11 protein-coding genes are annotated in these 13,168 nt (G+C 73.1%); 8 read left to right on the forward strand and 3 right to left on the reverse strand.

The window, feature by feature from the left end:
- Positions 1 to 192 precede the first annotated feature (192 nt).
- From C5N14_RS24390 to C5N14_RS24415, 6 genes are all read left to right on the forward strand, one after another.
- The gene (locus C5N14_RS24390) at positions 193 to 1,719 is read left to right on the forward strand and encodes an ABC transporter ATP-binding protein (protein ID WP_371685898.1); all 1,527 of its coding nucleotides are present in this window, start codon (positions 193 to 195) and stop codon (positions 1,717 to 1,719) included.
- Positions 1,716 to 3,068: an ABC transporter permease gene (locus tag C5N14_RS24395; protein ID WP_117671031.1), complete on the forward strand. Its 1,353-nt coding sequence runs from the start codon at positions 1,716 to 1,718 to the stop codon at positions 3,066 to 3,068. The genes C5N14_RS24390 and C5N14_RS24395 overlap by 4 nt, the downstream gene beginning before the upstream one ends.
- Before the next feature lie 3 nt (positions 3,069 to 3,071).
- Positions 3,072 to 4,352: an ABC transporter permease gene (locus tag C5N14_RS24400; protein ID WP_117671033.1), complete on the forward strand. Its 1,281-nt coding sequence runs from the start codon at positions 3,072 to 3,074 to the stop codon at positions 4,350 to 4,352.
- A 152-nt stretch (positions 4,353 to 4,504) separates the two neighbouring features.
- Positions 4,505 to 5,212 (forward strand): cytidine deaminase, encoded by a 708-nt coding sequence (locus tag C5N14_RS24405; protein ID WP_117671035.1) that lies wholly within the window; start codon positions 4,505 to 4,507, stop codon positions 5,210 to 5,212.
- A 57-nt stretch (positions 5,213 to 5,269) separates the two neighbouring features.
- Positions 5,270 to 6,550 (forward strand): thymidine phosphorylase, encoded by a 1,281-nt coding sequence (locus tag C5N14_RS24410; RefSeq protein ID WP_117671037.1) that lies wholly within the window; start codon positions 5,270 to 5,272, stop codon positions 6,548 to 6,550.
- A gap of 109 nt (positions 6,551 to 6,659) precedes the next feature.
- On the forward strand, positions 6,660 to 7,340 hold the full coding sequence (locus tag C5N14_RS24415) for a DUF4272 domain-containing protein (protein ID WP_117671039.1): 681 nt from the start codon (positions 6,660 to 6,662) through the stop codon (positions 7,338 to 7,340).
- A gap of 5 nt (positions 7,341 to 7,345) precedes the next feature.
- Here the strand turns inward: C5N14_RS24415 and C5N14_RS24420 are convergent, their stop codons facing one another.
- Complete coding sequence (locus C5N14_RS24420; protein WP_117671052.1) at positions 7,346 to 8,275, reverse strand: putative RNA methyltransferase; 930 nt, start codon at positions 8,273 to 8,275, stop codon at positions 7,346 to 7,348.
- Positions 8,276 to 8,280: 5 nt separating this feature from the next.
- A complete protein-coding gene (locus C5N14_RS24425; RefSeq protein ID WP_117671041.1) occupies positions 8,281 to 8,571 on the reverse strand; it encodes a hypothetical protein in 291 nt (96 codons plus the stop codon).
- Positions 8,572 to 8,791: 220 nt separating this feature from the next.
- Here C5N14_RS24425 and C5N14_RS24435 point away from each other — a divergent pair, with 220 nt between their 5' ends.
- Entirely contained in the window at positions 8,792 to 9,868 is a 1,077-nt protein-coding gene (locus tag C5N14_RS24435; protein ID WP_117671043.1) for an adenosine deaminase, read from the forward strand.
- Here C5N14_RS24435 and C5N14_RS33385 read toward each other — a convergent pair whose 3' ends face one another.
- Positions 9,869 to 10,240, reverse strand: coding sequence for a hypothetical protein (locus C5N14_RS33385; RefSeq protein WP_243640000.1), 372 nt, complete (start codon positions 10,238 to 10,240; stop codon positions 9,869 to 9,871).
- 427 nt (positions 10,241 to 10,667) lie between these two features.
- On the opposite strand from C5N14_RS33385, the gene C5N14_RS24445 reads away from it, so the two are divergent.
- On the forward strand, positions 10,668 to 13,168 hold a 2,501-nt coding region (locus C5N14_RS24445), incomplete at its 3' end, for a sensor histidine kinase (RefSeq protein WP_117671054.1).

Raw genomic sequence — 13,168 nt, forward strand, 5'->3', positions numbered from 1 at the left:
CCGCCTCGACGTACGCGGGTAGCACCCCGTGCGGTCGGGGCGGCCGGTCCGCGCCACCCGACGCCCGGCCCGGCCGGCGACCGGCCCCGCGGCGGCCCCGCCGCACCATCGCTCGCACTCCAGGAGGTTGCGCTGAGACTCGAACTGCGCGGCATCACCAAGCGATTCGGTGATCTGGTCGCCAACGACCACATCGACCTGACGGTGGAGCCCGGTGAGATTCACGCCCTGCTCGGCGAGAACGGCGCCGGCAAGTCGACCCTGATGAACGTGCTGTACGGGCTCTACCAGCCCGACGAGGGCGAGATCCTGGTCGACGGGAAGCCGCTGAAGCTGAAGGGCCCGTCGGACGCGATCGCGGCCGGGATCGGCATGGTGCACCAGCACTTCATGCTGGTGCCGGTCTTCACCGTGGCCGAGAACGTCATGCTCGGCGCCGAGCAGGTCCGGGGCGGCATCGCCGGCTTCCTGGACCGGCGGCGGGCCCGGCGCGAGGTCGCCGAGGTCTCCGAGCGGTACAACCTGCGGGTCGACCCGGACGCGGTGATCGAGGACCTGCCGGTCGGCATCCAGCAGCGGGTGGAGATCGTCAAGGCCCTCACCCGCGACGTCGACCTGCTGATCCTCGACGAGCCGACCGCCGTACTCACCCCGCAGGAGACCGAGGAACTGCTCACGGTCATGCGGTCGCTCAAGGCCGCCGGCAAGTCGATCGTCTTCATCACCCACAAGCTCGGCGAGGTCAAGGCCATCGCCGACCGGATCACCGTGATCCGGCGCGGGAAGACCGTGGGCACCGCCTCGCCGACCGCGAGCCGGGACGAGCTGGCCGCCAAGATGGTGGGCCGCAGCGTCCGGCTGACCGTGGACAAGCAGCCGGCCGCCCCGGGCCGGCCGATCCTGGAGGTCGCCGGCCTGGTCGTCGACGACGACCGGCGGATCCGTGCCGTCGACGGGGTCGACCTGACCGTCCACGCGGGCGAGGTGCTCGGCGTGGCGGGCGTACAGGGCAACGGCCAGACCGAACTGATCGAGGCCATCATGGGCCTGCGCCCGCTCCTCGCCGGCACGGTCACCCTGGACGGCCAGCCGGTGCACGGCTGGCCGACCAAGAAGGTGCTGCGCGCCGGGGTCGGCTACGTCCCCGAGGACCGCAGCGTCGACGGGCTGGTCAAGGAGTTCTCCGTCGCCGAGAACCTGGTGCTGGACATCTACGACCGGCCGCCGTTCGGCAAGGGCCTGTCGTTGAAGCCGGACGCCATCGCGAAGTCGGCGCGGGAGCGGATCGAGCAGTTCGACGTCCGGACCCCGTCGGCCGACGCGGCCGTCGGCACCCTCTCCGGCGGCAACCAGCAGAAGGTGATCGTGGCCCGGGAGCTGTCCCGGCCGCTGAAGCTCTTCATCGCCGCCCAGCCGACCCGTGGCGTCGACGTCGGCTCCATCGAGTTCATCCACTCCCGGGTGATCCGGGAGCGGGACGTGGGCACCGCCGTCCTGGTCGTCTCCAGCGAACTGGACGAGGTGATCGGCCTGGCCGACCGGATCGCGGTGATGTACCGGGGCCGGATCATCGGCATCGTCGGCCCGGACACCCCGCGTGAGGAGATCGGCCTGCTGATGGCCGGCGTCACCCCCGAAACGGCCACCGAAGCCGCCGCCCCGGCCGCCGACGCGGCGACCCCGGCCCCCGAGGGCCCCGGTAGCGAGGACGAGGCATGAGCAACCCCAACCCGGCGTCGGGCTCCCCCGACAAGGACCCCGTGTCGGGCTCCCCCGACAAGGACCCGGCGACCGAGGCGGCGCGGGCCGCGGCCGGCGGGACCGACCGGGCCGCCACCGCCACCGCCCCGAAGCGGCCGGAGCCGACGGCCCGCCCCTCGCTGGGCCGGCTGTTCCTGGACAACCTCTGGGCGGCCAACACGGTCACCGTCACGGTGCTCGCGGTGCTGCTGGCGATGCTCGTCGGCGCCGTGCTGATCATCGTGTCGGACCCGGACGTGCTGGCCACCTACGGCTACATCACCGCCCGCCCGGCTGACGCGCTGAGCGCGAGCTGGACGGTGGTCAGCGAGGCGTACGCGAACCTGTTCAAGGGCGCGATCTTCGACCCGGAGGCGTCCGGGTTCACCGCGGCGCTCAGCCCGATCTCCGAGACGCTGACCTACACCGCGCCGCTGGTCTTCACCGGTCTGTCGGTGGCGCTCGCCTTCCGGGGCGGCCTGTTCAACATCGGCGCGCAGGGCCAGGCCACCATCGGTGTCGTCCTGGCCGCGCTGGCCGGTTTCCTGCTGCCGCTGCCCCCGGTGCTGCACCTGGTCGTCGCGCTGATCGCCGGTGCGGCCGGTGGCGCGGTCTGGGGCTTCATCCCGGGCATCCTGAAGGCCCGCACCGGCGCCCACGAGGTGATCAACACGATCATGCTCAACTACGTCGCGGTGTACTTCCTGTCCTGGATCATCATCCAGAACGGGGTGCAGAACCCCGGCCGGGCCGACGCGATCAGCAAGCCCGTCGACTCCTCCGCTCAGTTCCCCCGGCTGCTCGGCGAGGACCTGCGGGTGCACGCCGGCATCCTGCTGGCCGTGCTGGCCACCTGGTTCGTCGCCTGGCTGCTCAACCGCTCCACGTTCGGCTTCGAGCTGCGCGCGGTCGGCGCGAACCCGGACGCCGCCCGCACCGCCGGCATCAGCGTCTCGAAGACGTACGTGCTGATGATGGCGATCGCCGGCCTGCTCGCCGGGCTCGGCGGCAGCCAGATGGTGCTCGGCTCGACGGCGAACGCGCTGACCCCGCTGGTGGTCGCCCAGATCGGGTTCGACGGCATCCTGGTGGCCCTGCTCGGCCGGGTCAAGCCGTGGGGCGTGCTGCTGGCCGCGCTGCTGTTCGGCGCGCTCCAGGCCGGCGGCAACCGGATGCAGTCGTACTCGGGGATCTCGCTGGAGCTGGTCACCGTGCTCCAGGCGCTGATCGTCATCTTCATCGCCGCGCCGGCCCTGGTGAAGGCGATCTTCCAGCTCCGGGCCGCCCGCGCCGCCCGGTTGCAGACGAGCCTGGCGAAGGGCTGGTAACTCATGTCAACCATGGCTGTCCCGGATGTCGCCGTGGCCCAGGTCGACGAGGGCTTCTGGACCCGTACCCGCAGGATCGGCGCGGTGCTGCTGGCGCTCGGCGTCCTCGCGGCGGTGCTCTTCGGGGCGCTCGCCACCGACCAGCAGGCCCGCTTCACCCTCAGCGAGACCGAGGGTGGCGCGGCGCTGGAGATCAACGGCACCATCGGGGCGATCCTGTTCGGCGTCATCGCCGCGGCGGCCGGCGCGGCCCTGATGGCCGGGGTGCCGAAGCGCTGGTTCACCGTGCTGCTCGGCGTCGGGCTGGTCGCCTTCGTGCTGTCGTTCCTGTGCTGGCAGGTCTCCGCCGCCCCGGAGGGGCGGAACTTCATGCCCCTGGTCAACATGGTGCGCGGCACCTTCGTCCTGGCCCTGCCGCTTATCTTCGGCGCCCTCGCCGGCGTGCTCTGCGAGCGCTCCGGCGTGGTCAACGTGGCCATCGAGGGGCAGTTGCTGATGGGCGCCTTCAGCGGCGCGCTGTTCGGCAGCCTCTCCGGCAGCGTCTGGGTGGGCCTGGTCGCCGCCGCGATCGGCGGCGCGTTCATCTCACTGCTGCTGGCCGTGTTCGCCATCCGCTACCTGGTGGACCAGGTGGTCATGGGCATCGTGCTGAACCTGCTGGCCGTCGGCATCACCGGCTTCCTCTACGAGCGGCTGATGCAGACCAACGCGGAGAAGTACAACTCCGCGCCCCGGTTCAGCAACTGGGAGATCCCGCTGCTCAAGGACATCCCGGTGCTCGGGCCGGCGCTGTTCCGCAGCAACATCTTCCTCTACCTCGGCCTGCTGCTGGTGCTGGTGATCCACATCGCCCTGTTCCGCACCCGCTGGGGCCTGCGCACCCGGGCGGTCGGCGAGCACCCCACCGCCGCCGACACCCTCGGCGTGAAGGTGCTGGGACTGCGCTACCGCAACGTCCTGCTGGCCGGGGTGGTGGCCGGGATCGGCGGCGCGTCGTACACGCTGGCGCTCTACTCGTTCACCAAGAACATGATCGGCGGCAAGGGCTTCATCGCCCTGGCCGCGCTGATCTTCGGCCGGTGGAGCCCGACGGGGGCGCTGCTCGCGGCGCTGTTCTTCGGCTTCGCCGACCAGCTCGGCACGTACCTCGGGGCGATCGGCAGCAGCATCCCGAGCCAGTTCCTGGCCATGCTGCCGTACCTGGCGACCATGCTGGCCGTGGCCGGGCTCGTCGGCAGGGTCCGCGCGCCGGCCGCCGACGGCAAGCCGTACATCAAGGGCTGAGGCCCGCGGCGCAGGGTGCCCGGCGGGGATCCCGCCGGGCACCGGCGTCTCCGTGGCCGGGGCCACCGGCGGACGGCCCCGGTGCCGCGTCGCCGGACGCACCGGATCACCCTTCCGGAGGCCGGCGGGCGTGGATTGAGGAGAATGGTGGGATGACGGAGATCGACTGGGAGCGGCTGCGGGCCGCCGCCACCGAGGTGATGCGGCACGCGTACGTGCCGTACTCGAAGTTCCCGGTCGGGGCCGCCGCCCTGGTCGACGACGGCCGGATCGTGGTCGGCTGCAACGTGGAGAACGCCGCGTACGGGGTGGTGCTCTGCGCCGAGTGCGGGGTGGTCTCCTCGCTGCACGCCACCGGCGGCGGCCGGCTGGTCGCGCTCTCCTGCGTCGACGCCACCGGCGAGCCGCTGATGCCATGCGGCCGGTGCCGGCAGCTGCTCTGGGAGCAGGGCGGCCCACAGTGCCTCATCGAGGCCAAGGACGGCCCGCTGAGCATGGCCGAGCTGCTGCCGCACGCCTTCGACGTGGCCGACATCGAGGCGGTGACCGGCGAACGGCCGGTGCCGGTGGTGCCGGACCGGCTGGCCGCCTGGCGGGGGCGGGGCACCGTCTTCGTGCACCCGGACCTGTCCGCCGGGCAGCAGGTGTGGACGGCGTACTGGGAACGGTCGGCCGGGGACACCGAGGGTGCCGAGACCGGGGTGCTGGAGGAGGGGCCGAGCTGGGGCGACCCGGCCGAGGCGATCGCCTGGGGCCACGCCCGCACCCCGCGCGTGGTGGTGGTCGACGCGACCGGCACCATCTTCTGGGCCGGCGAGGGCGAGCCGCCGATGGAGGTGCCGGTCCGCTGGGCGGGCTGAGCCGGGCGGTGGCGGCCGCGGGCCGGGATCTGCGAGGACGAGAAGAGGAACTCAACGGTGAGTGCTTTCACGGCGGTCGACGTCATCCGGGCCAAGCGGGATGGCGGTGTGCTCAGCGACGCCCAGATCGACTGGGTGGTCGACGCGTACACGACGGGGCTGGTGGCCGACGAGCAGATGTCGGCGCTGGCCATGGCGATCCTGCTGCGCGGGATGAGCGCGCCGGAGATCTCCCGGTGGACCGCCGCGATGATCGCCAGCGGGGAGCGGCTGGACCTGTCCGCCGTCGACCGGCCGACCGTCGACAAGCACTCCACCGGCGGCGTCGGTGACAAGATCACCCTCCCGCTCACCCCGCTGGTCGCGGCGTGCGGCGGCGCGGTGCCGCAGCTCTCCGGGCGGGGACTCGGCCACACCGGCGGCACGCTGGACAAACTGGAGTCGATCCCCGGCTGGCGGGCGGCGCTGACCAACGACGAGTTCATCCGGCAGCTCCGCGAGGTGGGCGCCGTGATCTGCGCGGCCGGCGAGGGACTGGCCCCGGCCGACCGCAAGCTGTACGCGCTGCGCGACGTCACCGGCACCGTGGAGGCGATCCCGCTGATCGCCAGCTCGATCATGAGCAAGAAGATCGCCGAGGGCACCGGCGCGCTGGTGCTCGACGTCAAGGTCGGCTCCGGTGCGTTCATGAAGTCCGTCGACGACGCCCGGGAGCTGGCCCGCACCATGGTCGAGCTGGGCGGCGCGCAGGGGGTGCGGACCGTCGCCCTGCTCACCGACATGTCCACCCCGCTCGGGCTGACCGTCGGCAACGCGGTCGAGGTGACCGAGTCGGTGGAGGTGCTGGCCGGCGGCGGCCCCGCCGACGTGGTGGAGCTGACCCTGGCCCTGGCCCGGGAGATGCTCGACGCGGCCGGCCTGCCCGACGCCGACCCGGCGGCGGCGCTGCGCGACGGCCGGGCGATGGACGCCTGGCGGGCGATGATCCGCGCCCAGGGCGGCGACCCGGACGCGCCCATGCCCACGGCGAACGAGGTCGAGGTGGTCACCGCCGACGCGGACGGCTTCGTCTCCGCGGTCGACGCGTACGCGATCGGGGTTGCCGCCTGGCGGCTCGGCGCCGGCCGGGCCCGCAAGGAGGACCCGGTGAGCGTGCCGTCCGGGGTGGTGCTGCACAAGCGCCCCGGTGACCCGGTGCGGGCCGGCGAGCCGCTGTACGAGCTGCGCGCCGAGCACGCCGCCCGGATCCCGGCGGCGCTGGCCGAGGCGGCCCACGCGGTACGGATCTCGGCCACCGCTCCGACCACGAAGCCACTGGTCATCGAGCGGATCGGCTGAGCCGGACGAGCGACGGGGGGCCCGTGGTGCCGCCCACCGGGACCGGCTATTCTCCCAGGCCAGGGGGACGACCAGCGCTGAGCCGATGCGACTGACAGGGATCTGAGCCGTGCGCATACCCGCCCCCGACCCGCGAGAGGTCCGAGAGGCCAGCCTGGACGAGTTGTCCCGGTTGGGGCTGCCCCTGCCCCCGAGCCAGTTCCCCCTGGTCTGGGAGCCGGGCGACGAGATCGAGCTGCGGCCGACCGTGGAGATCGAGGCCCGGATCGCGGTGCTGCACCTGATCCTGGCCCGGTGCTTCGGCATGCCGCCGCAGGCCGCGATGAGCTGGCTGCTCGCCTCGCACCTGGTCGACCTGGTCACCCCGCCCGAGTGGCAGTTCGTGATGGGCGGCCGGGGTGACCACCGGTCGTTCGTGCTGCACCACGACGCGCTCTTCTCCCTGGCCTGGGTGCTCGGCCTGACCAAGCAGCTCGACCCGACCATGCCGGTGGACGACCGGCTGGTGGAGCGGCTGCCGCAGCTCGCCGGGGGGGAGACGTTCACCGAGTGGCGCTCCCGCATCCTCGCCGCGCCCCAGCACCCGGCCGACGCGGCGGCCCTGCTGGACCTGCACTACTGCCTCGACTGGGCGTACCTGGAGCTGGAGCGGGCCGGCCGGGTGCTGCCGGGGCTGGTCGACGCGAACGCCATCGGGCAACGCCGGTGGGCCCTGGAGTGGGCGGTGGTCCTGCGCGGGCCGTACCACGACGAGCCGCCGGGCTGGGAAGAGGTCGACCTGTCGACCTGAACCGGTCAGCGGGGGCGGTGCACGCTCAGCCGGACCGCGAGGGTGACCCCGACCGGCTCGGGCAGCGCGGCGGTCCGCCCGGCGAGGGCGGCCGGGTCGGCGTGCCAGGCGCTGGGTCCCATCCCGACCAGGGTGGCCACCTCGGGTCGGGTCAGCTCCAGCCGGGCCCGCAGCACCGTCGCGGCGACCTCGTCGAAGTGGCCGGCCAGGCTCCCGGCGACCCGGTCGGCCTTGGCCGGGTCGACCTTCAGCAGGTCGAGCGCGTCGACCAGTTCGGCGAGGTGGTCCCCGGCCGGGGTGACCACCAGCAGCGCGCCGGCCGGGTGCAGCACCCGGCGGAACTCGGCCCCGTTGCGCGGAGCGAAGACGTCGAGCAGCACGGCGACGCTGCCGTCGGCCAGCGGTAGCCGCTGCCAGGTGTCGGCGAGGGCCGCCACCGCGCGCGGGTGGGCCCGCGCCGCCCGGCGCAGCGCCGGCTTGGACACGTCCAGGGCCAGCCCCACGGCGTCGGGCAGCGCCGCCAGCACCGCCGCGAGGTGCCGGCCGGTCCCGGCCCCGGCGTCCACCACCAGCGGGTACGCCCCGTCCGCCGGCCCCGTCGGATCGTCCCCGTCGGGCGGGGCGAGGCCCGGCCCGCCCGGGTCGGCGTGGAACGGCGGGCGCGTCAGCACGTCGCGGGCCGCCCGGGCGAGCGCGGCGGAGACGGGGTCGTAGTGCCCGGCGGCCAGGAAGTCGGCGCGGGCGGCCACCATCTCGGCGGTGTCCCCGACGTGCGGGGCCCGGCCGGCGAGCAGGTTGACGTACCCCTGGCGGGCCACGTCGAAGCTGTGCCGGCGCGGGCAGCGCAGCGCCCGGCCGGTCCCGGCGAGGGCCTCCGCGAGTGGTTGCGAGCAGACCGGGCAGCGCAGCCGGTCGACGATGCGGGGATCGGTCACCGGGGTCACCGTACCGACCGGCCCTCGTCGGTCAGGTGGTCGCCCACCCGGCGGGTGAGCGCGTCCGGCGCAACGATCTCGTCGGCGGTGAGCAGGTCGATCAGGTGTCGCCGGACGGCCGCCACGTGCCCGGGTGCGGCGGCCTCGACGGCCAGCCGGCCCTGCGCGGTGAGGGTGACGACGGCGCCCCGGCCGTCCGACTCCCGGGCCAGCCGCAGGTCGAGCAGCCGGCGCATCTGGCGGTACCCGCGCCAGGCCCGCGCCCCGCGTTCGTCGAGCCAGCGGGGTTCGTCCACCGGACCATCGTAGCGATGGTTGACGTGTCACTCACCCGGCCTGATCCGCTGCTCGGCCACCGGTGCCCGGGCGCGGGTCCGCAACCTGCGGCGCGACACCGGGGCCAACTTCCACGTGACCACGCCGGACGATGGGCGCACGCGGGGAGGGCCCGGCCACCGTCGGCGCGCCGCGGCGGTCCCATCGGCGGGCGTCGCGCCGGCTGACTAGGGTCTGACCATGGTCGCTATCTCATACGAGGACATCGTCAAGGTCCCGAAGGCGCTGCTGCACGACCACCTCGACGGCGGCCTGCGGCCGGCGACGATCGTCGAGTTGGCCGCCGAGGTCGGCCACGAGCTGCCCAGCACCGACCCGGAGGCGCTCGGCCGCTGGTTCGTCGAGGCGGCGCACTCCGGCTCGCTGGAGCGGTACCTGGAGACGTTCGCGCACACCGTCGCGGTCATGCAGACCGCGTCCGCGCTGCGCCGGGTCGCCCGGGAGTGCGCGCTCGACCTGGCTGCCGACGGGGTCGTCTACGCCGAGGTGCGGTTCGCCCCGGAGCAGCACCTGGAGCGGGACCTGACCCTGGACGAGGTGGTGGAGGCGGTCGTCGCCGGGTTCACCGAGGGCGCGACGCTGGCCGCGGCGGCCGGCACCCCGATCCGGGTCGGCACCCTGCTCACCGCGATGCGGCACGCCGCCCGGTCCCAGGAGATCGCCGAACTGGCCGTGCGGCACCGGGACGCCGGGGTGGTCGGTTTCGACATCGCGGGGGCGGAGGCGGGCTTCCCGCCCACCCGGCACCTGGACGCCTTCGAGTACCTCCAGCGGGAGAACTTCCACTTCACCATCCACGCCGGCGAGGCGTTCGGGCTGCCGTCGATCTGGCAGGCCATCCAGTGGTGCGGCGCGGACCGGCTCGGGCACGGGGTGCGCATCGTCGACGACATCACCCCCGGCGACCCGCCGGTGCTCGGCCGGCTGGCCGCGTACGTGCGGGACAAGCGGATCCCGCTGGAGCTGTGTCCGTCGTCGAACGTGCAGACCGGGGCGGCGGCGTCCATCGCCGAGCACCCGATCGGGCTGTTGCGCGACCTGCGCTTCCGGGTGACGGTCAACACCGACAACCGGCTGATGAGCGGCACCTCGATGTCCCGGGAGATGGCGCTGCTGGTGGACGCCTTCGGCTACGGCTGGAAGGAACTCCAGTGGTTCACCATCAACGCGATGAAGAGCGCCTTCATCCCGTTCGACGAGCGGCTGGCGATCATCGACGAGGTGATCAAACCGGCGTACGCGAAGCTGCTGGGCTGATCAGTGGTGGTGCGGGTGGCCGGCGAGCAGGTCGGCCACCCGGCGCAGCACCTCGCGGGCCGGGGCCGGATGGGCGCCGAGCCCCACCTGCCGGCGCAGCACCGCCGGCTCGGCGCGCAGCAGGGCCAGCCCCCGGCGCAGCAGCACGCCCGGAGCCTTGCGCTGTTCGGCCAGGTCACGGGTCAGCCGGCGGAGAAAGGTGGTCCCCCGGGGGCGGCGCAGCGCGTACGCCCCGGCGAGTAGCCCCCGGCGTCGGCATTCCTCGACGATCTCGGCGGCGAAGATTCCTTCGGCGACGAAAAGTGGCGACCCGGCGACCTCGAATGGCCGGGTGGCCACCCGGCGGTCCGCGCCGATCGCATAAACCGGCACTTCGGCCTTTCCGTGCCGGGCCAGTCGGGCAATCGTTTCCACGGCCGCCCCGGCGTCCCACGACCGCGGTGAGTCCCAGTCCACAAGGTCATTCTGGCGTGGCAACGTAGGGTCATCGCCGTCCTTGTAGAAGTCGTCCAGGCAGAGGACGGGAAGCCCGGTTCGTTGCGCGATGTACGACTTTCCGGAGCCGGATGGGCCGGCGAGCAGGACGACGCGATGCGGATGATCCATTACTTTGTGTGACTCCGGCCAGACGGATTGCGAGCAAATTGCATCAATATCTCATCACACCCCTGGCAACGACCAACCTGGGCTTTCTCTTTGGAAGGCGGCGTGATGGAATCTCGGAGGTCCGACCCGCCGGGTCGGTCGCTGAGCGTTGCCCGGGGCAACGCGCGGACGCTGTGATCGCGAGGGCGGTGACGTGAGCAAACGGCCAAAGACGGCGGGCTCCTTCCTGTCGCGACTGCGTCGGCCGGCCAGCCGGCTCCGCGACATGCCGATCTGGTCCAAGCTCGGTCTCATCATGATCGTGCCGACCATCGCGACGGTGGTCGTCGGCACCAGCGGCCTCGTCGACAACCTGGAGACCCTGAACAACGCCAACCGTTCGGGCGACCTGGCCAACCTCGTCGACTACTCCGGCGACCTGGTCAACAGCCTCCAGGACGAGCGCACCTCGGCGGTGCTGCTGCTCGGGGCCAACGGCGAGCAGCCCAGGGCGCAGTACCAGGAGGCGTACAACCGGGTCAACGGCCGGGTCGACCAGGACAAGTTGCCCTACCTGCAACAGCGCGCCGAGATCGAGGACCTGCCGGCCAGCCTGGACAGCCTCCTCGACGGGATCGACCAGAACCTGAAGGACCTGCCCGGCACCCGCAGCCAGGTGTTCAACGGCAAGCTGAAGATCATCGACGCGATGCAGGCGTACGAGGGTCTGATCAACGACCTGCTCGCCGTCCGCGACTCCGCCACCCAGCTCGCCGGCGACAACGACCTGAGCGACCGGATGCGGGCCGCCGCCGCCGTCGCGCGCGAGAAGGAATACCTCTCGGTCCGTCGGGTCGTGGTGCACCGCGCGCTGATCCAGCGCGAGCTGACCCCGGTGCTGCGCACCGACTACATCGCCAGCGGCACCGGCCAGCAGCAGGCGTTGCAGAGCTTCAAGGCGGTCGCCAACTCGGCCGAGGCGGACCTGCACGACCAGACCGTCGCCGGCGGTGACCGGCGCGAGGCGCAGAACTACACCGGCTGGATCGACGGCAACATCAACGGCAGCATGACCGAGGCGCCGTTCGGCGCGGACCAGTGGGACGCGGCCATGGTGGCCAACGCCAAGCTGATCCGCACCGTCGAGGCGAAGCTGGACGGCGACGTGGTCCGCCAGGCCGACGGGCTTCGCTCGGACGTGCAGCGCACCGTGTTCCTGCAGACCGGGCTGCTGCTCGGCATGCTGCTGCTGGCCATCCTCTTCGCCTACCTGGTCGCCCGGTCGATGGCCCGCTCGCTGCGCGACCTGCGACAGGGCGCGCTCAACATCGCCCAGTACGGGCTGCCGCAGGCGGTCGCCCGACTGCGCGACCCGCAGATCTCCAGCCAGCTCTCCCCGATCCAGGTGGCCAGCCAGATCGCCGAGCCGCTGCCCGTCCGGAGCAAGGACGAGTTCGGCCAGGTGACCGAGGCGTTCAACGCGGTCCACCTGGAAGCCGTCCGGACCGCGGCCGAGCAGGCCGCGCTGCGCGCGTCCGTCGCGACCATGTTCGTCAACCTGGCCCGCCGCTCGCAGATCCTGGTCGACCGGCTGATCGGTCACCTCGACCGGCTGGAGCGCGGCGAGGAGGACCCGGACCGGCTGGCCGAACTCTTCCAGCTCGACCACCTGGCCACCCGGATGCGCCGCAACGACGAGAACCTGCTGGTGCTCGCCGGCGCCGACTCCACCCGCGTCCAGCGCGAGCCGGCGGCGCTGATCGACGTGCTCCGGGCCGCACAGTCCGAGGTGGAGCACTACACCCGGATCGAGTTCGGGGTGATCGACCGGGACATCGAGGTCGCCGCGCACGCGGTCAACGACATGGTCCACCTGGTCGCCGAGCTGTTCGACAACGCGACCGCCTTCTCCCCGCCGGACTCGCAGGTGATGGTGGAGGCCCGCCGCGTCGGCGACCGCTCCTCCCTCTACGTCGAGGACCGGGGCATCGGCATCAGCGCCGACCAGCTGCACGAGCTGAACGAGCGGCTGGCCACACCGCCGCAGGTGGACGTGGCCGTCTCCCGGATGATGGGTCTGGTCGTGGTCGCCCGGCTGTCGTCCCGGCACGGGGTCAAGGTCGAGCTGCGGCCCGGCGCCGATCGGGGCACCGTCGCCGACGTCACCCTGCCCACCTCGGTACTGGTGCCCCGCGCGCTCTCCGGCCGGGTCCAGCAGCCGTTCGGGCTGCCGGCCTCCGACCCGCAGCCCGGCGGCCCGCAGCCGGCCGGGGCGTCCCCCACCCTGGGCGCCTTCGCCGCCTTCGACAGCGGCCCGTCGGCCCCCGCGCCGCCGCAGCGGCCGGGGCACTCCGGCAACCAGGTCACCCTGGGCGGCCGGACGTTCGACCCGGCCTCGCGCAACGGCCACGGCACGCCCGCCTCGGCCGGGTCCGTCCGGTCGATGCCGGCCTGGTCCGACCTGACGGGGGCCAGCGCGGTCAACGGCGGCGAGCCCTTCGGACCGCGCACCTCGAACGGGCAGTCGATCGACCCGCTGCCGCAGCGGCGCGCCCCCGGCGACGCCGACCCGGACAGCACGGGTCAGCACCCGGTGATCCCCCGGCAGTTGCCGAGCAGCCCGGAGGCCCGGGAGTGGACCCCGCCGCCGGTCTCCGCGCCGCCCCTCCCGCCGGTCTCCGCCCCTCCGGTCTCCGCCCCTCCGGTCTCGGGCAT

The organism is Micromonospora sp. MW-13 (assembly GCF_003434305.1).
Lineage (GTDB): Bacteria > Actinomycetota > Actinomycetes > Mycobacteriales > Micromonosporaceae > Micromonospora.